Annotated in this window: 22 protein-coding genes; 17 read left to right on the top strand and 5 right to left on the bottom strand. The window is 66.8% G+C overall.

The features are described 5' to 3' along the window. Positions 1-708: 708 nt before the first annotated feature. The 3 genes from mltB to AC5P9P_RS13650 all read left to right on the top strand — a co-directional run bounded on the left by mltB (position 709) and on the right by AC5P9P_RS13650 (position 4440). A complete protein-coding gene (gene mltB / locus AC5P9P_RS13660; RefSeq protein ID WP_495232865.1) occupies positions 709-1854 on the top strand; it encodes a lytic murein transglycosylase B in 1146 nt (381 codons plus the stop codon). Then, complete coding sequence (locus AC5P9P_RS13655; RefSeq protein ID WP_495232864.1) at positions 1851-3116, top strand: septal ring lytic transglycosylase RlpA family protein; 1266 nt, start codon at positions 1851-1853, stop codon at positions 3114-3116. The genes mltB and AC5P9P_RS13655 overlap by 4 nt, the downstream gene beginning before the upstream one ends. 100 nt (positions 3117-3216) lie before the next feature. Continuing rightward, entirely contained in the window at positions 3217-4440 is a 1224-nt protein-coding gene (locus AC5P9P_RS13650) for a D-alanyl-D-alanine carboxypeptidase family protein (protein WP_495232863.1), read from the top strand. 180 nt (positions 4441-4620) lie between these two features. Here the strand turns inward: AC5P9P_RS13650 and AC5P9P_RS13645 are convergent, their stop codons facing one another. Then, positions 4621-5679 (bottom strand): lipid A deacylase LpxR family protein, encoded by a 1059-nt coding sequence (locus AC5P9P_RS13645; RefSeq protein ID WP_005411068.1) that lies wholly within the window; start codon positions 5677-5679, stop codon positions 4621-4623. 351 nt (positions 5680-6030) lie between these two features. Here AC5P9P_RS13645 and AC5P9P_RS13640 point away from each other — a divergent pair, with 351 nt between their 5' ends. From AC5P9P_RS13640 to gnd, 7 genes are all read left to right on the top strand, one after another. Continuing rightward, positions 6031-6309, top strand: a complete 279-nt coding sequence (locus AC5P9P_RS13640) for a YbeD family protein (protein WP_005411067.1) — start codon at positions 6031-6033, stop codon at positions 6307-6309. Further along, a complete protein-coding gene (gene lipB, locus AC5P9P_RS13635; RefSeq protein ID WP_005411066.1) occupies positions 6297-7007 on the top strand; it encodes a lipoyl(octanoyl) transferase LipB in 711 nt (236 codons plus the stop codon). Before AC5P9P_RS13640 ends, lipB begins: the two co-directional genes overlap by 13 nt. Positions 7008-7024: 17 nt before the next feature. Next, positions 7025-8035 carry a lipoyl synthase gene (lipA, locus tag AC5P9P_RS13630; protein WP_288469418.1) on the top strand — a complete coding sequence of 337 codons (1011 nt, stop codon included), beginning with the start codon at positions 7025-7027 and terminating at the stop codon, positions 8033-8035. Between the two features lie 237 nt (positions 8036-8272). Next, entirely contained in the window at positions 8273-10450 is a 2178-nt protein-coding gene (locus tag AC5P9P_RS13625) for a carboxy terminal-processing peptidase (protein WP_033834547.1), read from the top strand. 245 nt (positions 10451-10695) lie between these two features. Beyond that, complete coding sequence (locus AC5P9P_RS13620) at positions 10696-11286, top strand: DUF2242 domain-containing protein (protein WP_049403145.1); 591 nt, start codon at positions 10696-10698, stop codon at positions 11284-11286. A gap of 17 nt (positions 11287-11303) precedes the next feature. Further along, positions 11304-12539, top strand: a complete 1236-nt coding sequence (locus tag AC5P9P_RS13615; protein ID WP_049433208.1) for a hypothetical protein — start codon at positions 11304-11306, stop codon at positions 12537-12539. Between the two features lie 10 nt (positions 12540-12549). Beyond that, the gene (gnd, locus tag AC5P9P_RS13610) at positions 12550-13455 is read left to right on the top strand and encodes a phosphogluconate dehydrogenase (NAD(+)-dependent, decarboxylating) (RefSeq protein WP_033834559.1); all 906 of its coding nucleotides are present in this window, start codon (positions 12550-12552) and stop codon (positions 13453-13455) included. Positions 13456-13744: 289 nt separating this feature from the next. Here gnd and AC5P9P_RS13605 read toward each other — a convergent pair whose 3' ends face one another. Then, complete coding sequence (locus tag AC5P9P_RS13605) at positions 13745-14788, bottom strand: oxidoreductase (RefSeq protein ID WP_111108676.1); 1044 nt, start codon at positions 14786-14788, stop codon at positions 13745-13747. A 170-nt stretch (positions 14789-14958) separates the two neighbouring features. Here AC5P9P_RS13605 and AC5P9P_RS13600 point away from each other — a divergent pair, with 170 nt between their 5' ends. The 4 genes from AC5P9P_RS13600 (at position 14959) to AC5P9P_RS13585 (ending at position 19347) form a co-directional block, all read left to right on the top strand. After that, positions 14959-15342, top strand: a complete 384-nt coding sequence (locus tag AC5P9P_RS13600; protein ID WP_005411059.1) for a BON domain-containing protein — start codon at positions 14959-14961, stop codon at positions 15340-15342. Positions 15343-15576: 234 nt separating this feature from the next. Next, on the top strand, positions 15577-17394 hold the full coding sequence (locus AC5P9P_RS13595) for a sensor histidine kinase (protein ID WP_033834544.1): 1818 nt from the start codon (positions 15577-15579) through the stop codon (positions 17392-17394). Beyond that, complete coding sequence (locus AC5P9P_RS13590; RefSeq protein WP_005411057.1) at positions 17391-17831, top strand: response regulator; 441 nt, start codon at positions 17391-17393, stop codon at positions 17829-17831. The genes AC5P9P_RS13595 and AC5P9P_RS13590 overlap by 4 nt, the downstream gene beginning before the upstream one ends. Positions 17832-17835: 4 nt before the next feature. Further along, positions 17836-19347, top strand: coding sequence for an ATP-binding protein (locus AC5P9P_RS13585; RefSeq protein WP_329772930.1), 1512 nt, complete (start codon positions 17836-17838; stop codon positions 19345-19347). 75 nt (positions 19348-19422) lie between these two features. Here AC5P9P_RS13585 and AC5P9P_RS13580 read toward each other — a convergent pair whose 3' ends face one another. Continuing rightward, entirely contained in the window at positions 19423-20166 is a 744-nt protein-coding gene (locus tag AC5P9P_RS13580; RefSeq protein ID WP_049450617.1) for a proteasome-type protease, read from the bottom strand. A 91-nt stretch (positions 20167-20257) separates the two neighbouring features. Here AC5P9P_RS13580 and folK point away from each other — a divergent pair, with 91 nt between their 5' ends. Beyond that, positions 20258-20743 (top strand): 2-amino-4-hydroxy-6-hydroxymethyldihydropteridine diphosphokinase, encoded by a 486-nt coding sequence (gene folK / locus AC5P9P_RS13575; protein WP_012481279.1) that lies wholly within the window; start codon positions 20258-20260, stop codon positions 20741-20743. Positions 20744-20774: 31 nt separating this feature from the next. On the opposite strand, the gene AC5P9P_RS13570 is transcribed toward folK, so the two are convergent. After that, positions 20775-21512 carry a pteridine reductase gene (locus AC5P9P_RS13570; protein ID WP_024957037.1) on the bottom strand — a complete coding sequence of 246 codons (738 nt, stop codon included), beginning with the start codon at positions 21510-21512 and terminating at the stop codon, positions 20775-20777. Positions 21513-21571: 59 nt separating this feature from the next. On the opposite strand from AC5P9P_RS13570, the gene AC5P9P_RS13565 reads away from it, so the two are divergent. Further along, entirely contained in the window at positions 21572-22756 is a 1185-nt protein-coding gene (locus tag AC5P9P_RS13565) for a class I SAM-dependent methyltransferase (protein ID WP_049402430.1), read from the top strand. Continuing rightward, positions 22753-23145: a VanZ family protein gene (locus tag AC5P9P_RS13560; protein WP_049402429.1), complete on the top strand. Its 393-nt coding sequence runs from the start codon at positions 22753-22755 to the stop codon at positions 23143-23145. The genes AC5P9P_RS13565 and AC5P9P_RS13560 overlap by 4 nt, the downstream gene beginning before the upstream one ends. Positions 23146-23250: 105 nt before the next feature. Here the strand turns inward: AC5P9P_RS13560 and AC5P9P_RS13555 are convergent, their stop codons facing one another. Further along, complete coding sequence (locus AC5P9P_RS13555) at positions 23251-25608, bottom strand: beta-N-acetylhexosaminidase (protein WP_495232862.1); 2358 nt, start codon at positions 25606-25608, stop codon at positions 23251-23253. Positions 25609-25635 lie beyond the last annotated feature (27 nt).

Genomic DNA, 25635 nt, shown 5'->3' with positions numbered 1-25635 from the left:
GGCAATGAAGCGACCCGCCAAGCCGCTTTTGCTTTTGATCTTCTCTTTCTTCTCCGTGGGTAGACGCGCACGGAACCTGTCCGTGGCCGGGTAGATGGGCTGCGCAGGGGCGTGAGCCGCATGGATGCGGCGACCGAGCTTACATGGACGTACTTGCAGCGGCCCCTGCGCAGCCCATCTACCTGGCCTCACCCGTTAACTGCTTTTCGCGACCACCCACGAGGGGCTGCGCCGTTGGCTGGAAACTTCCTGACTCTGCGCAACGCTCCCTGTGGAAGCGTTCTCACAACGATGCAGGACAGCACACTCGCTGACCAAAGTCCGCAAAAAATGTTAGCTGGTTCACACTTTTACGCCGCGTTGATCTTGATCAATGGACTTGTCGTAATCGGCCTGCACAATGGCGGCCCGTTCGGCACGGCGCGCCGTCTATCGTTGCAGCGCGAGGGGGCGTCGGGCGGGAAGCAGTACTGATCCAACGGATACAAGGAGCGCGGGGCACTGCCACTGGGGAGCGGCAGCCGCGCAGGTATCGACCGGATCCGGTCGCCGGTTGCGTCTGCGGGGATGGGGACGCAACCGGCCACCTCTATCTGAATGGGGAAGCACGATCACGACGCCTTCACATTTCCCGCTGAACACGGGCAAATCGTTGTGATTCATGGTGTTAGGGGTTTTAATTCATCCATGACCTGCTAACCTGCGACGATGATTCGACGCACTCTGGCCTGCATGCTCACCCTCGGCCTGGTCGCCTGCGCGACCCAGCCGAAGTCCCCACCGTCTTCACCCCAGGCCAGCAGTACGCCGCGCCAGCCCGCCACCAGGGCCCATGGGCCGGCCGAGGCTGCACCCGAAGCAACTGCGGCTACCGCGCCGCCGGTCGATCTCACCCCGGTGCCATTCGAGGTCGCGCGGGCCCGCTTCATTGCCGATACCGCCAAGCGCTATGGCCTGAAGCCGGAGCAGATCAGCAGCGTGCTCGACCAGGCGCAGGTGCGCCAGCCGATCATCGCCGCGATGTCGCGCCCGGCCGAGCGGGTCAAGCCGTGGAACGAATACCGGCCGATGTTCATCAGCAAGGCACGCATTGATGGCGGCCGCGCGTTCCTGGCCGAACACCGTGCCGAACTGGATCGCGTGCAGCAGCGCACCGGCGTGCCGGCCGAAGTGATCGTGGCGATCATCGGCGTGGAAACCAGTTACGGAAAGAATGCCGGCAGCCATCGCGTGCTCGATGCGCTGTACACGCTGGCATTCTACTACCCACGCAGCGGCGACCCGGCCAAGCTCGAACGCGAAGTGCGCCGCGAGCTGTTCTTCCGCGATGAGCTGGCCAAGCTGTTCGAGCTGGGCCGCGAAGAGAAACTGGACATCACCACGCTCAAGGGCAGTTATGCCGGTGCGATGGGCATGGGCCAGTTCATGCCGTCCAGTTACCTCGATTACGCGGTGGACGGCAACGGTGATGGTCGTCGCGACCTGTTCAACAGCTACGACGACGTGTTCTCCTCCATCGCCAACTACTTCCTGAAGAAGGGGGGCTGGGTGCGTGGTGGCCAGGTTGCGGTACCGGCCACGCTGGCCCCGGGCCGCGAGGAGTTCAACCCGACCGAATGGATGCCCACCTGGTCGCTGGCCGACCTCGCACAGCGCGGCTACCAGCCGAGCACGCCGGTGCAGCCGGGCGCCACCGCCACCCCGATCACCCTGGAAGGCAGCACCGGCAAGCAGTACTGGCTGGGCTTCCAGAACTACTACGCGATCACCCGCTACAACCTCTCGAAGATGTACGCGATGGCCGTGTTCCAGCTGTCCCAGGCCATCGCCGGACAGGAGCTGCCCCCGGCATGAACATCAGATGGCTGGTCCCGAGCTTGATCGTCCTCGCACTGGCGGCCTGCAGCAGCGCGCCGAAGAAGCCGGCCACGGCCGGCCATGGTGGCAAGTCCAGCGGCACGCTGGTGCAGGGCCGTGGTTCGCGACCGGCGCACTGCCCGGAAGGTTCGCCGTATGCAGCGGCCAAGGAAGACCTCAGCACCCGCGGCAATTACACCGCTGGTGGCCTGTACAAACCAGGCGTGCGTGACAGCACGCCCGACTACATTCCCAATGTGGCATGCATCCCCGAGCCGGAAGTGACCGCCGAGGAACGTTCGGCCATCGGCAACAAGTCGCCGTACGTGGTGCTGGGCAAGTCGTACAAGGTGCTCGACGACACCCATGACTACGTCGAGCGCGGCACCGCGTCGTACTACGGGGCCAAGTTCCATGGCCGCCTGACCTCCAACCGCGAGGTCTACGACATGTACCAGTTCACTGCCGCGCACAAGACGCTGCCGCTGCCCAGCTTCGCCCGCGTGACCAACCTGGACAACGGCGAGTCGGTGATCGTGCGTGTCAACGATCGTGGCCCGTTCCATGACGGCCGCGTGGTCGATCTCAGTTATGCCGCCGCCGTGCGCCTGGGCATCACCCAACGCGGTACCGGCAATGTCGAGGTGCGCGCGCTGCAACCGGGCGAGAGCAACCTGATGGCGCAGAAGCCGTCGCGTCGCGAGCGTCGCGCGGCTGAAGCGGCTGCCGCCACCGCGGTGGCCAGTGCGCGCCCGGCGCCGCCACGTGCTTCCACCGACAGTGATATCGATCGCCTGGTCAACCGCTTGCCGACCGATGGCGCCCCGGCGCGCGGCCAGCCGGCCACCACCCAGGGCGTGGCCAGCACCGCGCCGGATGTGGCGGTCAGCAGCCTGCCGCCAAGCGCGCCGGTGGTGCGCAACTCCGCGCCGGCTCCGGCCGTTGTCGCCAGCACGGCCCCGCGCGCGGTGGCACCGGCACCGGTGCGTGCCGCCGCGGCGGCGCCGAGCCTGTCGCAGCAGATGGTCGGCGCGGTGATGGTGCAGGTCGCCAGCTTCTCCAACCGCGACAACGCCAACCGCGCGATGGGCCAGCTCAGTGCCGCCGGCATCGTCGGCGCGACCATCAGCGACATCGCCGCCGGTGGCCGCACCCTGTTCCGCCTGCGTGTTCCGGCAAGCGACCATGCCAGTGCGGCGGAACTTGTCGGTCGCATCGCCGGTCTGGGCCTGGGTTCGCCGCAGATCGTCAAGGACTGATCCGCCCGGGCCGGTGCTGCCGGCCCATGCTCCCCCGGCCTTACAATGGCCGTTACGTTCCACCCTCCATTCCCGGCCGTCCCCTGGAGCCTGCTGTCCAATGAATTTCCGTTCCGCCGCCACCGCCCTGGCCGCCACCCTGGTGGTGGGCCTGGCTTCCGCCCAGACGCCGCTGCCGACTCCGGCCACGCCGGCGCCCGCCGCCGCCGCCGCCGCCGCCCCGGCCACCGTCGCCACTCCGCCGGCCCCGGCGCCAAGCGTGTCCAAGGCCTGGGTGCTGATGGATTACGCCACCGGCCAGGTGCTGGCTGGTGAAAACATCCACGAGCAGCTGGCCCCGGCCAGCATCACCAAGGTGATGACGTCCTACGTGATCGCCGCCGAGGTCAAGAACGGCAAGGTCCGTGCGGATGACCAGGTGATGATGAGCGAGCGCGCCTGGCGCGAGGGCGGCGCTGGCACCGATGGGAGCTACAGCGGCTTCCCGGTCAACCAGACCGCGCGCCTGGAAGACATGGAAAAGGGCATGGCAATCCAGTCCGGCAATGATGCCGCGATCGCCCTGGCCGAACATGTGGCCGGCAGCGAAGAGGCCTTTGCCTCGCTGATGAACAGCTACGCCGCCAAGATCGGCATGAAGGACTCGCACTTCGTCAACGCCCATGGTCTGACCGCGCAGGGCCACCACAGCACCGCCTACGACCTGGCGCTGCTGGGCCGCGCGATGGTCCGCGATTACCCGGAAACCTACGCGTACAACAAGATCAAGGAATTCCAGGTCGGCAACATCAAGCAGCCGAACCGCAACCTGCTGCTGTGGCGCGATGGCAGCGTGGACGGCATCAAGACCGGCCACACCTCCGAGGCGGGCTACTGCCTGATGAGCTCGGCCCAGCGTGGCGACCAGCGCCTGATCGCGGTGGTGCTGGGCGGTGCGTCGGAGAAGCAGCGTGCCGATGACAGCCTGGCCCTGCTGAACTGGGGCTTCCGCTTCTTCGAGACCCACCGCCTCTACGAGCCGGGCAAGGCCGTGGCCGAGCACAAGGTCTGGAAGGGCACCACCGACAAGGTGCAGCTGGGCGTGGCCCAGCCGATGCTGGTCAGCGTGCCGCGCGGCCGCTACAACGACCTGAAGCCGAGCATCGACGTGCCCAAGACCCTGGAAGCACCGTTCACCGCCGGCCAGCAGATCGGTACCGTGAAGGTCACCCTGGATGGCAAGGTCATCGCCGAGGCACCGCTGGTGGCCGTGGCCGCCGTCGAGCAGGCCGGCTTCTTCAAGCGCCTGTGGGACAGCTTCTGGATGTGGTGGGAATCGGAATGATCCACGCCCTGGCGTGGTGAAGGAAAAGGCCGGCGAATGCCGGCCTTTTCCGTTCCGGGATGCCGGCTCCTCATGAACCCATCCGGATGTGGGTAGTGCCGGCCGCTGGCCGGCTCCCCATGAAGCCATCCGGATATGCCGGCAGCCGGCCAGCGGCCGGCACTACCCTCAGCCCCTCGCTTACAGCGAGCGGCTGATGGTGAAGCTGCCGAACACCGGTGCTTCGCGCTGGCCGTTGAACTCGCGCGTGCTGTGGTAGCGCGCCGCGGCGAACTTCCAGCGTCCGTACATCACGGCCACGCCGTAGCCGCCGTAGGCCACCACATGGCGCTTGTCCACGCTGTGACTGTTGCGGAACGTGTTGCCATCCAGCGTGATGTCGCGGATCACCCAGGCCGCGTCCGAGGTCGCGAACAGGTGCCAGGACCAGCCATTGGGACGGCCGCCGCGGGTCGGCGCAGTGTTCTCGCCGGCCGGGCGCAACGGCGTGCTGCCGAAGTCGTCCGGCAGCTTCCAGCCGAAGCGCACCTCACCGCCGAGGTTGGCCTTGGTTTCCAGGTTGCCGATCGACCCGCCGTAGTGGCTGATCGCGTCCCAACCCCAGCCGTCGGCATTGACGCTGGCATCGCCGGGCCAGCGGCGCATGCGCTCATGGGTGAGCATGAACAGCGGCTCGTTGTGCAGCTGGTTGTCCCAGCCCTTGAATTTCTCGTCGCCCAGCACTTCGTGCACGGCATTCTGCACCTGCTTGCCCTGTGCCCACGGGCCGACCACGCCCAGAGTCAGCTGGGTGGTCTGCAGGCGGTCGCCGCTGCGCGCATTGAAACCGAAGTTTGCGATCAGTACGCCGGCATAAGGACGGTCGTCCTCGATCAGGTCCCTGCGGCTGAAATCGGTCGGGGTGAAGATGCCCTGGCCGATGCTGAAGATCATGTTCTGCTGTTCGAACCTGCCCGGATGCAGCCCTTCCAGGTACTGGTTCACCCAGCGCGCCATGCGCGGCAGGCAGGGGTCGTCGGTGTAGTCGACCAGATTGGGCGAGACCAGGGTCAACAGCGCACCGTTGGTGTAGCCCTGGTCCTGGTGGCGGCCACCAAACAGGTCGTTGTCAACGCGGAAGTTGATCTGCGGCGGGTGGTCGCGCATCGCGTCCGGGCCACATTGTTCGGCCGCCTGGGCGGCAAGGGGGAGGGCAGAGGCCAGCAGGCCGGCCAGCCCCAGGGCTGCGACACTACGCATGGATGGAATGCTCATGGGGAAGGGGACGGTTTTCAGTCGTTATATGCAACGCTACGGTACTCGCGCCCGCGCGGCGGAACGAGCACGTTCGAATCACTTGTCTGTTCCGAAAACAACATTGTCCAGCGGACATAATTTGTTACCCGCGCAAGCGCCGCGGGTCTGGTGTGAAGGTGACCACTGGCCGCCATACGATGCCTGGGCCAGTGCGTGACAGCAGATTGCAGTCAGCTGCCGTTGGGCTTTCGCCCCGCGCCTCTGGGTGCCCTGCAACGCAGCAGGCCGCCGGTGCCGTCTTTGACGTTGATGAATACTCTTGGGTTTGTTGCCCTGCGGCCCGATAATGGGTCCATGGAAATCAAGTCCGACAACCCCGACCACGGCTTCCAGTTCCCCGGCCAGTTCGAGCTCAGCGCCATGGGCCCGGCCAACCGCGGCCTGGAACATGAGCTCCCCCGCCTGCTGCTGGCTGCCGGCATCGATGTCGTCAATGAACGCATCAGCTGGAAGCATTCCTCCAACGGCAAGTACGTGTCCGTCCGCATCGTGTTCAAGGCTGAGAGCCGCGAACAGTACGACCTGGCGCACCAGGCGCTGCGCGACCACCCGGAAGTGAAGTGGACGCTGTAGCCGACAGCTGCCCGGCTGAAGCCGCCCCCGAGGACCGCGCGCCGCGTCCGGCGCTGGTGCGTGACCTTGGCCGCCAGGCGTACGAGCCGGTGTGGCGCGCCATGCAGCGCTTCACCGACCAGCGCAGCGACACCGATGCCGACGAATTGTGGGTGGTCGAACACGACCCGGTGTTCACCCTGGGCCAGGCCGGCAAGGATGAGCATGTGCTGGCGCCGGGCGATATCCCGGTGCTGCATGTGGACCGTGGCGGCCAGGTGACCTATCACGGCCCCGGCCAGATCGTGGTCTACCCGCTGCTGCGCCTGCCGCGCCTGGGCATCGGTGTGCGCGATTACGTGTGCCGCATCGAGCAGGCCATCATCGATACGCTGGGCGAGTGGAACATCGGTGCCGAACGTCGCGAAGGTGCCCCGGGCGTCTATGTTGGCGGCGCCAAGATCGCTGCGCTCGGCATCCGCGTGCGTCGCGGCTGCACCTTCCACGGCCTGGCCTTCAATGTGGCCATGGACCTGGAGCCCTTCCACCGCATCAATCCCTGTGGCTATCAGGGGTTGCAGGTGACCTCGGTGGTAGACTTGGGCGGTCCCTCCGGGATGGAGGCCGTCAAGCCGGTGCTGCTGGACCACCTGGCCCGCCAGTTCGGCCTGCTGCTGCAGCACACCCCCGAACTGCCCGATCTTTCTGCGGCCGCCTGACCGCCCCCGGAACTGCCATGACTGAAACCACCGCCCGTTCCATTCCCCTGCAGATCGTGCAGGGCGACTCCCCGTCCGCCGCGCCGTTGCAGGCCGGGGTCAAGCAGCTGGGCGGTGACAAGATCAACCGCTCGCCGGTGCAGTTCGCCGATGCGCCGGTGCTGCGCAAACCGTCCTGGATCCGCGTGCGCATTCCTTCGGGCAATGCCGTGCAGAACCTGAAGGCCAAGCTGCGCGAAAACCGCCTGGTGACCGTGTGCGAGGAAGCCAGCTGCCCGAACATCCACGAGTGCTTCGGCCACGGCACCGCCACCTTCATGATCCTGGGCGAGGTCTGCACCCGCCGCTGCTCGTTCTGCGACGTGGCCCACGGCCGCCCGAAGCCGCCGGATGCCAACGAAGCGGCCAGCCTCGGCCAGACCGTGGCCGACATGGGCCTGAAGTACGTGGTGGTGACCAGCGTCGACCGCGATGACCTGCGCGACGGTGGTGCCCAGCACTTCGTCGACTGCATCACCGCCATTCGCGAGAAGTCGCCGGGCACCCGCATCGAAGTGCTGACCCCGGACTTCCGTGGCAAGGGCCGCATGGAGCGCGCGCTGGAGATCCTGGCGCAGAACCCGCCGGATGTGTTCAACCACAACATCGAGACCGTGCCGGACCTGTACCGCAACGTGCGCCCGGGTGCGGACTACCAGTGGTCGCTGAACCTGCTGAAGAACTTCAAGGCGCAGCATCCGGACGTGCCGACCAAGAGCGGCATCATGCTGGGCCTGGGCGAGGACTTCGAACAGATCAAGGCCACCCTGCGCGACCTGCGCGCACACGACGTGGACATGATCACCATCGGCCAGTACCTGCAGCCGACCGCACACCACCACCCGGTGCTGAAGTACTGGACCCCGGAAGACTACAAGGCGCTGGAGGACTACGGCTACGAGCTGGGCTTCAGCCATGTTGCTTCCGGCCCGATGGTGCGCTCGTCGTATCACGCCGACGTGCAGGCCAAGGGCGCCGGCGTCTCCTGAGGTGGGTGCGAACCGCCCTGGTGGGTGCGAACGTTGGTTCGCACGCCTTTGCCTGTTGTAAAGCCGAGCCCATGCTCGGCCCCGCCTTCGCCTGCATTCACAATTTGCTACACCGGCCCGGCTAGGCTGGTTTTCCACCGAGCGCGGCCGGGTGACAAACCCGGCAACTTTCGGCACTGTCGTGGTGTCTTAACACCCCGCAGTCTCCCCCTTGGCAAGGCGCCTTCGAGCACGTCAATGAAATTCAAAGCCCCCGCATTCCTGATGGCCCTGGCGCTGGTCGCGCCACTGGCGTTGGCGGCCAAGGCCGACTCGCCCGCATTGCCCGCGGCGGCCACCGCCGACCAGGTGACCACCTCCAAGCTGGTGTACGGCCTGCTGTCCGACAGCCGCTACGCCTATCGCCCGCGCGCGCTGGACGAGGCCACCTCCAAGGACGTGTTCAAGCGCTATCTGGAAACGCTTGACGGCGGCAAGCAGTACTTCACCCAGGCCGACGTGGCGCGCTTCGCACCGTTCGAGGCCAACATCGCCTCGGCCATCCGGGGCGGCGAGCTGGAGCCGGCGTTCCAGGTGTTCGCTGTCTACAAGCAGCGCGTCGGCGAGCGCGTGGCGTACGCGCGCAAGCTGCTCAAGCAGGAGCCGGACTTCACCACCGACGAGCGCTTCGAGTACGACCGCAAGAAGGTGCCGTGGGCGGCCAGCAGTGCCGAGCTCGATGAGCTGTGGCGCAAGTCGGTGAAGAACGATTGGCTGCGCCTGAAGCTGGCCGGCAAGAAGCCGGATGACATCCGCAAGACGCTGGACAAGCGCTACGCGACGCTGGAGAAGTCGGTCAATGAACTGAAGGGCGAAGACGTCTTCCAGTTCTTCATGAATTCGTACACCAGTGCCGTTGATCCGCACACGGATTACTTCACCCCGCGCACCGCCGAGAACTTCAACCAGGCGATGTCGCTGTCGCTGGAAGGCATCGGTGCGCAGCTGCAGCGCCAGGACGATGTGGTGGTCATCCGCGAGATCATCGCCGGTGGCCCGGCTGCGGTGGACGGCACGCTGAAGCCGGGTGACCGCATCGTCGGCGTTGGCCAGGGCAAGTCCGGCCAGGTCGAGGACGTGATTGGCTGGCGCATCGACGATGTCGTGGCCAAGATCCGCGGCGCCAAGGACACCCAGGTCAAGCTGGAGTTCATTCCGGCTGCCGAAGGTGCCGATGGCAAGCACCACACCCTGGTGCTGACCCGGCAGAAGGTGCGCCTGGCCGAACAGGCCGCCAAGGGCGAGACCATGACCATTCCGGCCGCCAACGGCGAGCCGGCACGGAAGATCGGCGTGATCAAGCTGCCGACCTTCTACCAGGACTTCGAAGGCCGTCGCCGCAACGCCGCCGACTATGCTTCGGCCACCCGCGACGTGGCCAAGCTGCTGGCCGGCTTCAAGAACGACAAGCTGGACGGCGTGGTGCTGGACCTGCGCAACAACGGCGGTGGTTCGCTGGATGAAGCGATCGAACTGACTGGCCTGTTCATCGAGCAGGGCCCGGTGGTGCAGGTGCGCGAATCCGGTGGCCGCGTCACCGTCAACAGCGACCGCAACCAGGGCGTGGCCTGGGACGGCCCGCTGGCGGTGCTGATCAACCGTGGTTCGGCCTCGGCCTCGGAGATCTTCGCCGGTGCCATCCAGGACTACGGTCGTGGCCTGGTGATCGGTGAAACCAGCTTCGGCAAGGGCACCGTACAGAACATCGTCGACCTTGACCGCTGGCCGAGCGGCGAGACCCAGCGCTTCGGCCAGGTCAAGCTGACCATTGCCCAGTTCTTCCGCATCAGCGGCAGCAGCACCCAGCACAAGGGCGTGGTGCCGGACCTGGCGTTCCCGGCCAGCGTCGATGCCACCGAGTTCGGCGAAAGCACCTACGACAACGCACTGCCGTGGACCCGCATCGCCGCCGTGCCGCACACCCAGTACGGCAACTTCGCGCCGTTGCTGCCGAAGCTGGAAACCCGTCACGACGCGCGCATCGCCACCGACAAGGAGTTCCAGTGGTGGAACGAGGACGTGCAGCAGTTCCGCACCGAAGCGGCGAAGAAATACATCTCGCTCAACGAGGCGACCCGTCGCGCTGAGCGCGAGCGCCAGGATACCCAGCGCAAGGAGCGCCAGGTGCAGCGCAAGGAGCTGGGCCTGGCCCTGGACCCGCTGGCCGATGACAGCAGCGATGACGGCCTGACCGGCAACGAGCGCGACATCGTCAAGGATGCCGCGCGCGAGAAGGCTGCCGAAAAGCGCCCGGACCCGCTGCTGCGCGAGTCAGCCTCGATCCTGGCCGACGCGGTGAACCTGCTGGCCAACGACCGCCCGCTGTCGGCGCAGGTGCTGCCGCAGTCCACCGGTGCCGGCCGCTGGGCGGACTGAGCCGGCGACGGCATGTGATACCCGAGGGGCCGGCATTGCCGGCCCTTTTTTCGTTTGGGGGACCTCGTTCACGGTAGCGCCGTGCCATGCGTGGCGGGGCGAAGTGCCACAAACGACTTAATCCCCTCCGTCCCCTTTTCCGTGCATGAACCGGCAGCAACGGCGGGGGCTGGCGGGCGTGCTTTCGACCTGCCGCACACGGCCGCAGGACTACCCTTGGCGATACCGTCCTCGCAGGAGTACCCATGCGGGCCTCCCGTCTTTCCAGTGTTGCCGTGGCGCTCGCCAGCGCCCTGATCCTGTCGGCCTGTGGTGGCCGCGCTGCTGACAGCACGTTGCTTCGCGAATCCTTTGATTCCGGCGACACCTTCTCGCGCACCGTCGATGGCCGTCCCGGTGACGCCTGCGAGGCCGCACGGCGCACCCTGCTCAGCCAGGGCTATGCCATCGCCCGTTCCGACGCGGCGCAGGTGGAAGGCAACAAGAACTTCCAGCCGCGCGAGGACGATCACGAGCAGCTGGTGCTGCGTATTTCCTGCGCACCGCGCGGGAGCCAGACACTGGTATTCGTCAGTGCCGTGCAGGATCGCTATGCGTTGAAGAAGAGTCCGACCTCGGCCAGTGTTGGCGTCGGTGCGCTCGGATCCGTATCGCTGCCGTTCGGCAGCAATGACGACTCGCTGGTGAAAGTGGCCAGCAGCACGGTTGCCGATGCTGAGTTCTATCGTCGCTTCTTCCAGCGCCTGCAACAGTACCTTCCGGCGGAGGCAGGCAAGCCCGTTCCGCCTGTGGTCACAACCCCGGAGCCCGCACCGGCGAGCACGGACCAGGATTGAACGTGCGCGGCAGATGGATGGGCGTGGCCCTGCTGCTGCCCGCGCTGGGCACGGCAGCCACGCCGCTGGACTGTACACAAGGCCTGCTGCAGCGCCTGGGGTGGCACTTCGAAACACGCGCGATCAGTGCACCGCAGGTGCATGGTGGCCCTGTGTGCACGCGCGCGTCGCTGCCGGAGGCTCAGGCGGCAGGCGATCTGCGCGTGCAATGGCCGGCGGACATGCCCGCTGCAGCGCGCAAGGCGTTGCTGCAGAAGGTGCTGGACGATCCGGCTACGGTTTGCGCCTACGCCTTCCAGCTGGATGCAGCCACGCAACGTGCCGCTGCTGCACTGCAGGGCAATGCAGGATTCCGCTTCTCTGGCCTGCAGCTCGGTTGGATCGGCTTCGGCCTGTACGGCGCACACGCGCAAGGCTGGCAGCGCACGCGAAGCTTCGGCCGTGGTTTCGTGCCCATTACGGGCAACAGCCAGGCGCTGCAGGCGTTCTACAGCGGCAATGTACGCGCCGAATGTGGAGTCGGTCGCCAGGTCGCACAACTGGCCACACAGCGCGAGCTGTATGGCGATGCGGCCTTCGACGCTGCATTCTCCGCAGAAGAACTGTCGATCGGTACGTTCCTCGCGCTGCACGATACCGACAGCATCCTGCTTGGCGCACACGCCGGTGACTACTTCGCCGATGGCAAGGCGGTGCGCACCTCGGCGATGGGCCGCCAGGCCTTCGTCGGTGTGCCTGGTTTCATCGAACATGTGTACGACAAGGGTATGCTGGACGACCTGAGCAACCAGGCCGAAAACTTCGTGGTGGTGTCGGTGGGCGAGGAGGCCGCGCAGGCGTTGGCCGCGCACGGCGGCCTTGCCTGGTACGACCAGCGCAATGCCGAGCTGTGGGCGCTGGCGCAGGACATCCCGCGTATCGGCCGGCGCTACTTCGAACGCCTGTTGTTCGAGCGCGACCCGGACCTTCGTGCACGGCTGGAACCGCGCTACCACGCCACGCTGGCACGCATGGACCGCCTGCTGGACGATCCGTTCTACCAGCAGTTCGTGATCTATGTGCATCCGCGCGGTATACGTCCCATCGGCTACCACATCGCCCGCCTGCTTGACCGCAACCCGCGAACCCCCTTTTCGATCGACCTGGCGGTGCACAATCTGCATACCACGCTCTACCGGCGTTGGCGCGAGGCGCAGCTGCGCCACTGCGCGGCTACCGGCAGGCCAGGCAGCCTGACCCTAGACCCCAACTGAAGGTGAAACAATGGATATTGCAATGATCGGCCTCGGCCGCATGGGCGCCAACATGGCCCAGCGCCTGCATCGCGGCGGCCACCGCGTCGTCGGCTACGACCCGGGCGAAGGTGCCCGCCAGCGCGCCGCCGAGGCCGGCCTGGAGGTGGTCGATTCGCTGGCCGCCGCGGTGGCCGCGCTGCCGGTGCCGCGCGTGGTGTGGCTGATGGTGCCGGCCGGCGAAACCGTCGACCAGACCCTGGGTCAGCTGACTCCGCACCTGGCCGAGGGTGACATCGTCATCGACGGCGGCAACTCCAACTACCAGGACTCGATCCGTCGCGCCAAGGCGCTGGCCGAAGACGACCTGGGCTACGTCGACTGCGGCACCAGCGGTGGCGTATGGGGCCTGCAGGAAGGCTACAGCCTGATGGTCGGTGGTGAAGCGGCGGTGGTGGAGCAGATCGCACCGCTGCTGCGCACGCTGGCACCGGCCGAAGACCGTGGCTGGGGTCGTGTCGGCCCGTCCGGCGCTGGCCACTTCACCAAGATGGTCCACAACGGCATCGAGTACGGAATGATGCAGGCCTACGCGGAGGGCTTCGCGCTGATGGAGCGCAAGCAGGAAATGGAACTGGACCTGGCCCAGGTGGCCGAAGTCTGGCGCCACGGCAGCGTGGTGCGCTCGTGGCTGCTGGACCTGAGCACCGAAGCCCTCAAGCGCAATCCGTCGCTGGATGGCATCGCGCCGTACGTGGAGGACTCCGGTGAAGGCCGCTGGACCGTGGCCGAAGCGATCTCGCTCGATGTGCCGGCACCGGTGATCACCCTGTCGCTGCTGGAACGCCTGCGCTCGCGCGAATCCAATTCGTTCACCGACCGCCTGCTGTCGGCGATGCGCAACGAATTCGGCGGCCACGCGATCAAGAAATCGTAAGCACGAAGCCGGGGTCGGATCCCTTTCCGCAGGAAAGGGCTCTGACCCCATGCAGGCAGTCGAGCATGGCTCGACTCTGCAAAAGCCGTCTCCGATGGCTTCCACGTCGATGTGTCGACCAAGGTCGACACCTACCGTCGGGCGCGGGACTCTGTCGAAGGCGGGGTGGGTCCGGCTCCCGCAACCGGACCCATCCTGCCATCTCACGGATTGCCGGTTTTTGTCGTTGCTGTTGAGGTTGCCGGCCAGCGGCCGGCACTACCACGGGTGCAGGGCGCAGCCCTGCCGATCACCCCAACGCGATCCGCCGCCCTTCGCGCGCACTGTCCATGCCTGCCTGCAGCAGCCGCATCAGCTGCAGCGCCTGCACCGGATCGACCGTGGCTTCGCCGTCGCCATGCATGGCCGCGGCGAACTGCGCATACAACCGACGGTAGTCACCGGGCAGATTGTCGACGGTGCCGCGCTGCACGTTGTCCTCGGCATCACAGCGCACCAGCTCGCCATGCCGCGGGTCGATGCCCCAGCCGGGCGCACCGGGCGCCACACCGCGGCGCAGCTGCGCTTCCTGCACATCCAGGCCGTGCTTGATCCAACTGGCCTTGCTGCCATGCACGCTGAGATGCGGCGTGGGAGCTGCCACCAGGGAACCGGAATGCACGATCGCGCGATGCCGCGGGTAGTGCAGCACGGCGTGGAAGTAATCGATGGCGCTGCCGCCATCGCGCTGCACGGCCAGATCAGCATCGATCGCTTCGGGCCAGCCGAACAGCACCAGCATCTGGTCCAGCAGGTGCGGGCCCAGGTCGTACCACAGGCCACTGCCGGGACCGTCCTGCTCGCGCCAGCGGTCACGCACCTGCGGGCGATAGCGATCGAAGTGCACATGGCACTCGGCGATGTCGCCCAGTGCCCCGTCCGCAAGCAGCGCCTGCAGCGTGAGGAAGTCGGCATCGAAGCGCCGGTTCTGGAAGACGGTGGCGATGCGTCCGGCATCGCGTGCCGCAGCCAGAACGGCTTCGGCTTCAGCGACATCCAGCGCGAACGGCTTGTCGACCAGCACGTGCTTGCCGGCGGCCAGCGCTGCGATCGCCAGCGGCGCGTGCTGTTCATTGGGCGTGGCGATCACTACGGCATCCACGGCCGGGTCGTCGAACACCTCCTGCGGCGTGGCACGCACGTGCACGTCGCTGAACGCGCGCAGCAACGTGTCTCGCTGCGAACTGACGATGCTGTGCAGCACCAGGCCGGGTGTGTGCTGGATCAGCGGTGCGTGGAAGACACGGCCGGCGAGGCCGTAGCCGATCAGGGCCAGTTGCAGGTCGGGGCGCATGACAGAGCTCCGGCAGTGGGAAGGGCAGGGTAAACGACGCGGGCTCACGGGCCAAAGCTGAACGGTTGTCGTTGCAGGTAGCCCGATTCACAGCGGCATGACCGCAACGCCACGCCTGCTCTACGCCGGTTTGTCCAGACTGGCAGCACATTCCGAAGGAGTACGACACGATGAGCAATACGACCCGCACGCTGATTGCCTCCGCCCTGACGCTGGGCCTGGCGCTGTCCTCCTCGGCCGCATTCGCCAAGGATCCGGCCGCGAAGAGCCCGCCGACCAGCGCGCACCCGGCGACCCATGCTGATCGCCACGATTCCAACGAGCCGGTGACCGATACCTGGATCACCACCAAGGTGAAGGCCGACCTGCTCGCCAGCAGCAACGTTCCGGGTACCGAAATCAAGGTGGAAACCGTGAACGGCGTGGTCAGCCTGAGCGGTGCCGTAGCGAGCCAGGCCGAGAAGGACAAGGCCGTCACCACCGCCAAGGGCATCAAGGGCGTGACCCGCGTTGATGCAGCCGCATTGAAGGTCAGCGCTGCCGCCAAGCGCTGAAGCTGACGGGCGCCCCCTCGCGGGGCGCCCGTTGAGCTGTAGGGCCGCGGCCATGTTCGGCTGGAACTCCAAGGCAGCCGAGCTTGGCCCGGCTCTACAGGTCTGAGGACTGCGAACCTGTTCAGCCAACCAGGGGGGAAACCCCTGCGTTGTGACCGCCTGCGCTATATTGCCGGTTCCGCCGCAGCCGGACAGGGTCCGGCCGACGCCCTGCGGCCGTGCTGAAGAGGAACTATGGCGCTGGTTTTCAGTGACGACATCTGGGACCGCTGGCGGTTGCCGGCCCTGGGGCTGGCGGCCGCAGCGATCATCGTGGTGCCGTGGTTGACCCTGCGCAAACTGCAGCAGGACAACGAGCAGGCAATGGCCTGGGTCAACCATACCCAGGCGGTGGGCGTGGCCCTGCAGCAGCTGCAGGCTGATGTGCGCGACGTCGAATCGGCCGCATTGACGCTGTCCAAGGGCGTGGACGCACCCGGGCTGCGCGAGCGCATGGCCGCAGCCAACGACATTCCCGGTCGCTTGGCCGAACTGGGGCGGATGACCCGCGACAACCCCGACCAGCTGATCCGCATCGGCCGTATCGAATCGATGCTGGAAGGGCGGATGGCGCTTGCCCGCGAGCTGGCCAGATCTGAACCCAACAGCGATCAACGCGAGCTGGTGAAGGACCTGAGCACGCGCTATCCGATCCGTGGCCTGGTGGAAGAACTCCAGGCCAGCGAACAGCAACTGTTGACACTGCGGGCCGAGCAGGCGGCGCGCCAGCGCAAGCAGACCGAGCTGGTGTCTTGGAGTTCGCTGGTGATCCAGCTGGGACTGCTCGGCCTGGTGCTTTGGCTCCTGCAGCGGCAGATCGGGCGGCGCCTGCACGCCGAACGCCAATCGCTGCGCTCGGCGGCACGCGCGGCATCGGTGTTGCAGACCGTGCGCGAACCCATCGTGCTGCTCGACCGCGACCTGCGCGTGCAGTTGCATAACCCCGCCTTTGCCGAGCTGTACGGGCTGCAGGACGAACGCGCCGATGGCCTGCTGCTGGAAAGCGTCGGCGACGGTGCCTGGAAGGACGCCGTCGTGCGCCAACGCCTGTCCGACGTGCTGCTGCGCGGCCGCGAGCTGTGGGATTTCGAGCACGAACAGCGCACCGCCGACGGCATGGCGCGCTACATGCTGTTGAACGCACGGCGCATGCCGCTGCCCGATACCGATGATGAAGTGGTGCTGCTGACGGTCAGCGATGTCACCATGCAACGCGCAGTCCAGCTGCGCGTTGAAGAGCTCAACCGCCAGCTGGAAGGCAAGGTCGCGCAGGTGTCCGAGGTCAACCGCGAGCTGGAGGCCTTCAGCTACTCGGTCTCGCATGACCTGCGCGCACCGCTGCGCCACGTCGCCGGATTCTCCGACAAGCTGTCGCGCCACCTGGGCGACGCTGCCGATGACAAGAGCCGTCATTACCTGGACGTGATCTCCAGTTCGGCCCGGCGCATGGCGGCGCTGATCGATGACCTGCTGGTCTACTCGCGCCTGGGCCGTGCGGCGATGCGCCAGCAGGCGGTGGACATGCAGTCGCTGGTGGCCGATACCCGCGCCATGCTCGATTCCAACCTGCAGGCCGAGGCGGAGAACAGTGGCCATGTGCACCAGGTGGAGTGGAGCATCGCGCCGCTGCCGATCGTGGTCGGCGATGAGAACATGATCCGCCAGGTCTGGCTGAACCTGCTCGGCAACGCGGTGAAGTACTCGGGCAACCGCGAACCGGCGAAGATCCGCGTGGACTACCAGCCGCAGCCTGACGGCGGTCATCAGTTCACGGTCAGCGACAATGGTGCAGGCTTTGACATGGCTTATGCCGGCAAACTGTTCGGCGTGTTCCAGCGCCTGCACAAGGCCAGCGACTACCCGGGTACCGGCATCGGCCTGGCCAGCGTGCGCCGCGTGCTCACCCGTCATGGCGGCCGTATCTGGGCCGAGGCTGAACCGGACGTCGGCGCCACCTTCCACTTCTACCTGCCTCCCGCGATCGATGCGGACAAACAAGGGCCTTCTGCATGACCACTTTGCGCACCATTCTTCTCGCCGAAGACAGCCCGGCCGACGCCGAAATGGCGATCGACGCCCTGGAAGAGGCGCGTCTGGCCAACCCCATCGTGCACGTCGAGGATGGCGTGGAAGTGATGGACTACCTGCTGCGCCGTGGTGCCTTCGCCAACCGCGAGGAAGGCCTGCCGGCGGTGCTGCTGCTGGATATCAAGATGCCGCGCATGGATGGCCTGGAAGTACTGCGGCAGATCCGCGAACACGAAGAGCTCAAGCGCCTGCCGGTGGTGATCCTGTCGTCCTCGCGCGAGGAAAGCGATCTGGCCCGGAGCTGGGACATGGGCGTGAATGCTTATGTGGTCAAGCCAGTGGACGTGGACCAGTTCTTTGGCGCCGTACAGACGCTGGGCAAGTTCTGGGCGTTGATCAACCAGGCACCGGAACTCGAGTGAGCCCATGCCCTTGACCGGTCCCGCCCTGGGGGCGCTGCGCATCCTGCTGGTGGAGGACTCACCGGAAGATGCCGAGCTGATGTCCGAACAGATGCTCGATGCGGGCCTGGAGGCCCGCTTCGAGCGTGTCGAGAGCGAGGCCGAACTGCGCCAGGCACTGGCCGCGTTCCAGCCGGACATCGTGCTGTCCGACCTGAGCATGCCGGGGTTTTCCGGTGATGACGCGCTGCGCATCGTGCGCGAGACCTCGCCGGAAGTACCCTTCATCTTCGTCTCCGGCACCATGGGTGAGGAGAATGCGGTGGCGGCGCTGCAGAAGGGCGCCAATGACTACATCATCAAGCACCAGCCGGCGCGCCTGCCGTCGGCGGTGGCACGTGCGATCCGCGATGCACGCAGCGCGATCGAGCGCGCACGGGTGGAAACCGAGCTGATGCGCGCACAGCGCCTGGAAAGCCTGTCGCTGCTCGCAGCCGGGCTCAGCCACGACCTGCGCAACATCCTGCAGCCGTTGCTGATCATGCCGGACCTGCTGAAGGCGCGTACCGACGATCCGCAGCTGCACCACCTGGCCGATGTCATCGCCGAGTGCGGCCGCCGTGGCCATGAGATGGCCGAATCGATGCTGTCGTTCGTGCGCGGTTCGCGCAAGCCGAGCGAGCGCATCGAGATCGATGGCCTGTTCGATGCGGTGGCACTACTGTTGCGCAGCAACGTGCCTGATGCGGTGCGCCTGGAATTGCAGGTGCAGGACGAAGGCCTGGTGGTCGACGCCAACTACACCGAACTGCAGCAGGTGATGCTGAACCTGGCGCTCAACGCGATACAGGCGATGCCCAACGGTGGCCGCCTGAGCCTGACTGCCAGCCATGCTGGCCATCGCGATGGCGTGGACTGGATGCACATACGGGTCGCCGACGAAGGCATCGGCATGGATGCGGACACGCTGTCGCACCTGTTCAATCCGTTCTTCACCACCAAGGCCGACGGCACTGGCTTGGGGCTGATTTCCTGCAAGCGCATCGTTGAAGGTGCCGGCGGCAGCATTCACGTCAGCAGCCAGCCGGGGCAGGGCACCTGCTTCGAACTGCGCCTGCCGATGCACGACGCCATCGATGGCAGCGAGCCGATCGAACAGCTGGTGGCCTTGGGCAGCGGCCAATCGATCCTGGTGGTCGATGGCGAAGCCACGCGTCTATCGCTGCTGGGCAATGCGCTGTCCAGCCAGGGCTACCAGCTGCAGTTGGCCTCCGATGGGCCGGCAGCGCTGCGCTGGATGCAGCAGGAGGCGATGCCCGCGCTGGTGATTGCCGATGCCGGCTCCAAGCTGCTGCCGGCCAGCCAGCTGCTGGGCGAGATGGCGACGTTGGGCTATCGCGGCCCGGCACTGGTACTGGAAGACCCGGCAGTGCCGGTCGCGGCCGATGCCTTCCCGGACGGCGTGGAGGTGCATGTGCTGCACAAGCCGCTGCAGATGCAGCAGGTCTTCCGCGCCGTGGCCGAAGTGCTGGGCTGATGCCCCGGTAGTGCCGGCCTCTGGCCGGCATCCCTGTGTGGCGGGATCAATGCGGTTGCCGGCCAGCGGCCGGCACTACCGTTCGGCAGTTTCCCAGGGGAAGCGTGGCAGGGCGTCCACCGCCTGTTCCAGGCGCCGTGACCAGTTCTGGTGGATGTCCGCATACAACGTTGAATCCGCGCCGAGCCGCAGCTGCTGCCCGATGCGCAGGTCACCATCACGCAGCAGCGCCAGGTCGATCGGCAGGCCTACCGACAGATTGGAGCGAATGGTCGAATCCAGCGACACGATTGCCGTGCGCGCCGCGTCCTCCAGGCGTGTGGCCGGGCTGAGGATGCGGTCCAGGATGGGCTTGCCGTACTTGGACTCACCGATCTGAAGATAGGGCGTCTCCGGCGAAGCGGCGATGGCGTTGCCGAGCGGGTAGATCATGTACAGCCCGGGTCGCTCGCCAGCGATCTGGCCACCGAAGATCAGCGTGGCCTGGGTGTTGACCCCGTCATGGCCGTGCTCGCTGTGGCTGCTGTGCACCTGACTGTCCACCAGCAGCTGGCCGACGTACTCGGCAGCTTCGAACAGATGGGTCATGTCGCGCAGGTTGGGCGTGCGCCGTTCACCGGCGTCGCGCCCCAGGCGCGACACCAGCAGCTGGGTGGTGGCCAGGTTGCCAGCCGCCATCAGCACGTAGGCTGCCTGGCCGGGGTACTCGAACACGTGCAGCTTGCGGTGCACGCGCACATCGTCCAGCGAGGCATTGGTCCGTGTGTCGGCAGCGAAGACCAGGCCTTCGTCCACCTCGATTCCAACGCAATAGGTCATGTCGGTGCCCTATCATGTGCGTCCCGGATTGTAGGCAGGCCGCCGTGACGACGGCATGTCCACGCCCCCCAAGTGCCGTCACCTGAACCGCATGACCACCGTGCTCCTGAGCCTGGGCAGCAACGTCCAGCCCCGCCGCTACCTCCACGCCGCGGTGACGGCCCTGCGCGAGCGCTTTGGCGCACTGCAGGTGTCACCCGCCTACCGTACTGCCGCGGTCGGCTTCGATGGCCCGGCCTTCCTCAACAATGCGGTGGCGATCGAGACCGATCTGCCGCTGCAGGAACTGGACGACTGGCTGCATGCGCTGGAAGACGCGCATGGCCGCGATCGCAGTGGGCCGCGCTTCTCCGACCGGACCCTGGACATCGACGTGGTGTTCTACGGCGACCTGGTGGTGGAAGGCCCCGGCCACCTGCGCATTCCGCGCCCGGAACTGAAGCATGCCTTCGTGCTGAAGCCGCTGGCGGACATCGCGCCGGGCTTCATCGACCCGGTCAGCGGGCAGGACCTGGCCACGCTGTGGCGGGCGCACGCGCAGTTTGGCGAAGCGTTCGAGGTGGTGGACCTGGAATGACGGCGGTTGCCGGCCAGCGGCCGGCACTACCTCAACTGACCGTGCGCCCGCCATCCACGCGCAGGGTGTGGCCGGTGACGAAGCTGGCTTCGGCCACCAGCCAGTAGACCGCTTCGGCGATCTCCTCGACCGTGCCGATCCGCGCCAGCGGCGTGCGCGCCAGCAACGCCTCGCGGGCGAAATCGTCCTTGCCCTGTTCCGGCCACAGGATCGCACCCGGCGCGACCGCATTGACCCGCACCTTCGGCGCCAGCTCCAGTGCCAGCGAGCGGGTGGCCATCTCCAGCGCGGCCTTGGCCATGGTGTAGGCGATGTGGTCGCGCATCGGGTCGGTGCCATGCAGATCGGTCAGGTTGACGATGCAACCCTGCTGGCGGCGCAGGTAGGGCGCCGCCGCCTGTGACAGCAGCAGCGGCGCGCGTGCATTGACCGCGTACAGCTCGTCCATCGCCTCGGCGGTGACCTGGCCGAGCGGGGTGGGGAAGAAGTTGGAGGCGTTGTTGACCAGCGCGTCCAGTCGGCCGAAGTGGGTGACCGCCTGTTCCACCAGGTCGGCCAGGGCGTCGGCGTCACGCAGGTCGGCCTGCAGGGCCAGCACGCTGCCCGGGCGCACGTTGTCGAAATCGAACGCGGCCTGCTGCAGCTCGGCGCTGGAGGTATTGGCGTGCAGCACCACCGACCAGCCACAGGCGTGGAACTGGCGGGCGATGGCCGCACCGATCCGGCGCGCGCTGCCGGTGATCAGGACCACGGGGTGGGTATCGCTCATCGAGGGTCCTCCAAGGCTCGGCTATCCTGTGCACCATTGTCACCGCATTCGAAGACGCCATGCAGCCCACCTTCCCCCTGCCCGAAGCCGATGCCCTGGCCCATAGCGACCAGCTGGCGGCCGCCCTGCGCGCCGAGATCCTTGCGCAGGGCGGGGCGATGCCGTTCTCGCGCTTCATGGAGGTCTGCCTGTATGCCCCCGGCTGGGGCTATTACAGCGCCGGCGCCAGCAAGTTCGGTGGCAGTGGCGACTTCACCACCGCCCCCGAGCTCGGCAGCCTGTTCGCCGGCAGCGTGGCCAATGCGCTGGCGCCGGTGTTTGCCCAGCTGGGTGCGCAGGCGCGCATGCTGGAACTGGGCGGCGGCACCGGCGCCTTCGCCGAGGCGGTGCTGCTGCGCCTGGCCGAGCTGGACGCGCTGCCGTCGCGCTACGCCATCCTGGAACCCAGCGCCGACCTGCGCGAGCGCCAGCAGCAGCGCCTGCAGCAGAACCTGCCGGCGGAGCTGGCCGCGCGGGTGGATTGGGTCGACCGCCCGTTCGAGGAGGACTGGGAAGGGGTGGTGTTCGCCAACGAGGTGATCGACGCGCTGCCGACCCCGCGCTTCCTGATCCGGGACGGCGAGGTCTACGAGGAAACCGTCGAGCTGGACGCCGAGGGCAACTTCATCCGTGGCGCGCAGCCGGCCGACATCCTGCTCAACGGTGCGGTGCGCCATATCGAGCGCTACCTGGAAAAGCCTTTCGCCGAAGGCTACCGTTCTGAAGTGCTGCCGCAGCTGCCGTACTGGCTGCAGGCGGTGGCCGGTGGCATGCAGCGTGGTGCGATGCTGTTCGTCGACTACGGCTACAGTCGCAGCGAGTTCTACCAGCACGACCGCGACGATGGCACCGTGCGTGCGTTCTACCGCCACCACGTGCACAACGACGTGCACCGCTGGCCGGGGTTGCAGGACATCACCGCGTCGGTGGATTTCACCGCGATGGCCGAGGCCGGCATGCACGGCGGATTCGAGCTGGCCGGCTACTGCAGCCAGGCCAGCTTCCTGCTCGGTAATGGCCTGGACCAGGTGCTGCTGCTGGCCGAGGAACGCACCGATGAGGTCGGCCGCATCCAGCTGCGCGACCAGGTGAAGAAGCTGACCCTGCCGACCGAGATGGGCGAGCGCTTCCAGGCCATCGGCCTGCAGCGTGGCGTCGACTTCGAACCGGCCTTCGAGCTGGGTGATCTGAGCTGGCGCCTGTGAGCGAGGTGTTGCCGGCGATCAAGCCGCTGCGGCGGCCGCGGTTGTGGGCCGGGCTGTGGGCGGCGGCAGTACTGCTGGTGATCGTGGTCTGCCTGATTCCACCGCCGCCGATTCCGTTGCCGGAAAACAGCGACAAGGGCGAGCACTTCCTCGCCTACTTCATCCTGGCCGGCAGCGCGGTGCAGCTGTTCCGTCGGGGCCGCCCGCTGCTGTGGGTTGGCGTGGGACTGGTGTTGATGGGCATCGGCATCGAATTTGCCCAGGGTGCGCTGACCAGCAACCGCATGGCCGACCCGATGGATGCCATCGCCAACACGGTCGGTGTGCTCGCCGGCATGGCCACCGCACTGACCCCGCTGCGCGACCTGCTGCTGCGCTGGCGCGGGTAAAGGCGTGCCAACCCAGGTTGGCACCTACCCGTAGATCCACGCCATGCGTGGATGCTCTGCCCGAGGTGCCGACCAAGGCCGGCACCCACCTGGACAGGCCTGCCGTCATTTCCCCAGGGTCACCTCATCCAGCACCCACATCGCCGGGCGCGTGTCGCCGGTGAAGTTGATGCACAGGTCACCGCTGCCCTGCGTCCCCTTCGGCAGCGCCGCACGCAGGGTCACGAAGCCATCGGCATCCGGCTTGGCCGGCAACGGCACTTCCGCCAGCACCTTGCCGCTGCAGTCGCCACGACGCACGAGCATCTCACCGTGTGGCCGCTTGGCCTTCTCGAAGCGACGCTTGGGTTCATCGTGGGCAAGCTGGAAGTAGTACGGAATACGCCCCGCGCGGACCTCCAGGCTGCCGATGCCGTCCAGCTGTGCCTGCGGCCAGCGCCAGCACGGCTGGAAGATGTCCACGTTGAACACCGCACGGTTGCCTTCGCGTGGGCCATCGTCTTCCAGGCGCAGCACCAGGCCCTTCTTGCCCACGCAGCTGAGCAGCTCATCGCTGCGGCGGCTGAGCAGCGACTGTGCGGTGAAGGTGGCAATGGTCGGTTTCGCCGCCAGCATCTGGCCCTGGTAGAACGCGGCAGCCTGCACGGTGGTTGGCAGTTTTCCGGTCAGCGGCTGCTGGTACAGCGGTGACTGCGCGCTCAGCGGTTGCCCATCGGTGCTGTAGCGCACTTCATAGCCCAGCGGATTGGCCAGCGACACCGTCACCGTGTTGTCCGCGCGATTGTCGGTGTAGTCCACGCCCACTTCGAACGGGGTCTGCGCATAGGCCAGGCCCCAGGCACGGTAGCGCTGCAACTGGGACGGCAGGCGCGCGAGGAAATCGCGGAAATCGCGATGTTCCGGCGTGCTCCAGCCGGTCTCGGCCACGGCGGCCAGGCGTGGGAACAGGTTGTGCTGCAGGCGTGCGTAGCTGCGTGTGTGCTCGGTGAACATGTTGGCCTGCAGGCCGAGGATGTGCCCGCGCTTGTCAGCGGCCAGCTCGGCCGGCACCGGCTCGAAGTTGTACAGCTTGCCGAGGTTGACCTGGGTCGGGCGGCCGGGCGGTTCGTTCGGCGAGGCCGTCTGCAGGTAATCCAGATAGAGGTAGCCGACCGGCGACATGATCACGTCATGGCCGGCGCTGGCCGCAGCCAGGCCGCCTTCGGTGCCCTGCCAGGACATCACCGTGGCCTGCGGTGGCAGCCCGCCTTCGAGGATCTCATCCCAGCCGATCAGGCGCCGGTCGTGCTCCTCCAGGAAGGTCTCCAGGCGCTTGATGATGTGGCTCTGCATGGCCATTTCATCCTTGATGCCCAGCGCACGCATGCGATGCTGCACCTGCTTCGACGCTTCCCACTGGTCCTTCACCGCCTCGTCGCCACCGACGTGCACGTACTTGGCCGGGAACAGATCGATCACTTCTTCCAGCACGTTTTCCAAGAAGGTGACGGTGCTGTCTTCAGTGTTGAACAGGTTGGGGAACACGCCCCATTCGCTGATCGGCTTCAACGGCGTATCGATGGTGCCTAGCTCCGGATACGCAGCAATCGCGGCAGTCGCGTGGCCCGGCACATCGATTTCCGGGATCACCTGGATATGCAGCTTCGCCGCATAGGCGATCACGTCGCGGATCTGGTCCTGCGTGTAGAAGCCGCAATACGGATGCTCCTTGCCAGTGACCGGATCGATGCCACCGTCGCCGGCCGGCAGGCGGCAGCTGCCCACGTCGGTCAGCTTCGGGTAGCGCTTGATCTCCATGCGCCAGCCCTGGTCGTCGGTGAGGTGCCAGTGGAAGGTGTTGAGCTTGTGCGCGGCCATCGCGTCGAGCACGCGCTTGATCTCGTCCAGGCTCTGGAAGTGACGTGCGGAATCGAGCATGAAACCGCGCCAGCTGAAGCGTGGCGCGTCCTGGATCTGCACCGCCGGCAGCACGCCATTGCTGCCGCCGGTGGCGAGCTGGGCGAGGGTGGTCGCGCCGTAGAACAGGCCGGTTCCGTTGCCGGCCTGGATCAGCACGCCCTGCGCGGTGCTCTCCAGCGTGTAGCTTTCGCCGCTGTCGCGGAAGGTGGGCACGATCTGGAAGCGGATGCTGCCCGACGTGCCTGCCGCCTTGCCCCTGGCTGGTGCAAGGCGCGGACCACCGCTGCGGGCCAGCAGATCGGCGAACTGGCTGGCGACGCGCTGCGCGGCTTCGCCTTCGGCCTGCAGCACGGTGTCGGCGCTTACGGTGATGCCGCTGCCTTGGCCGCGCTGCACGGTGGCCGGGGCGGGAATCAGCATCAGGCTGCCGGCGCGCAGCAGGGGGCCGGGTGCTTCAGTGGCGGGCGTGGGGTCGGCGGCAAGTGCCGGCAGTGCCGGCAACAGGGCGAGCAGGCTGCCCAGCAGCGCTGCGCTGCGCATCCGGGCGCGGGAAGGCTTGACCATCGGTACGACTCCTTGGATCGGTGCGAT

This window comes from Stenotrophomonas sp. YJH_SMC_14-1, from assembly GCF_059372275.1.
Note: the sequence above shows the minus strand (reverse complement) of the source record. Positions and strands in the feature narration are given on the sequence as shown.

Coding starts and splice junctions, on each gene's coding strand:
- mltB (WP_495232865.1), top strand. CDS start 709: ATGATTCGACGCACTCTGGCCTGCATGCTCACCCTCGGCCTGGTCGCC.
- AC5P9P_RS13655 (WP_495232864.1), top strand. CDS start 1,851: ATGAACATCAGATGGCTGGTCCCGAGCTTGATCGTCCTCGCACTGGCG.
- AC5P9P_RS13650 (WP_495232863.1), top strand. CDS start 3,217: ATGAATTTCCGTTCCGCCGCCACCGCCCTGGCCGCCACCCTGGTGGTG.
- AC5P9P_RS13645 (WP_005411068.1), bottom strand. CDS start 5,679: ATGCGTAGTGTCGCAGCCCTGGGGCTGGCCGGCCTGCTGGCCTCTGCC.
- AC5P9P_RS13640 (WP_005411067.1), top strand. CDS start 6,031: ATGGAAATCAAGTCCGACAACCCCGACCACGGCTTCCAGTTCCCCGGC.
- lipA (WP_288469418.1), top strand. CDS start 7,025: ATGACTGAAACCACCGCCCGTTCCATTCCCCTGCAGATCGTGCAGGGC.
- AC5P9P_RS13625 (WP_033834547.1), top strand. CDS start 8,273: ATGAAATTCAAAGCCCCCGCATTCCTGATGGCCCTGGCGCTGGTCGCG.
- AC5P9P_RS13620 (WP_049403145.1), top strand. CDS start 10,696: ATGCGGGCCTCCCGTCTTTCCAGTGTTGCCGTGGCGCTCGCCAGCGCC.
- AC5P9P_RS13615 (WP_049433208.1), top strand. CDS start 11,304: ATGGGCGTGGCCCTGCTGCTGCCCGCGCTGGGCACGGCAGCCACGCCG.
- gnd (WP_033834559.1), top strand. CDS start 12,550: ATGGATATTGCAATGATCGGCCTCGGCCGCATGGGCGCCAACATGGCC.
- AC5P9P_RS13605 (WP_111108676.1), bottom strand. CDS start 14,788: ATGCGCCCCGACCTGCAACTGGCCCTGATCGGCTACGGCCTCGCCGGC.
- AC5P9P_RS13600 (WP_005411059.1), top strand. CDS start 14,959: ATGAGCAATACGACCCGCACGCTGATTGCCTCCGCCCTGACGCTGGGC.
- AC5P9P_RS13595 (WP_033834544.1), top strand. CDS start 15,577: ATGGCGCTGGTTTTCAGTGACGACATCTGGGACCGCTGGCGGTTGCCG.
- AC5P9P_RS13590 (WP_005411057.1), top strand. CDS start 17,391: ATGACCACTTTGCGCACCATTCTTCTCGCCGAAGACAGCCCGGCCGAC.
- AC5P9P_RS13585 (WP_329772930.1), top strand. CDS start 17,836: ATGCCCTTGACCGGTCCCGCCCTGGGGGCGCTGCGCATCCTGCTGGTG.
- AC5P9P_RS13580 (WP_049450617.1), bottom strand. CDS start 20,166: ATGACCTATTGCGTTGGAATCGAGGTGGACGAAGGCCTGGTCTTCGCT.
- folK (WP_012481279.1), top strand. CDS start 20,258: ATGACCACCGTGCTCCTGAGCCTGGGCAGCAACGTCCAGCCCCGCCGC.
- AC5P9P_RS13570 (WP_024957037.1), bottom strand. CDS start 21,512: ATGAGCGATACCCACCCCGTGGTCCTGATCACCGGCAGCGCGCGCCGG.
- AC5P9P_RS13565 (WP_049402430.1), top strand. CDS start 21,572: ATGCAGCCCACCTTCCCCCTGCCCGAAGCCGATGCCCTGGCCCATAGC.
- AC5P9P_RS13555 (WP_495232862.1), bottom strand. CDS start 25,608: ATGGTCAAGCCTTCCCGCGCCCGGATGCGCAGCGCAGCGCTGCTGGGC.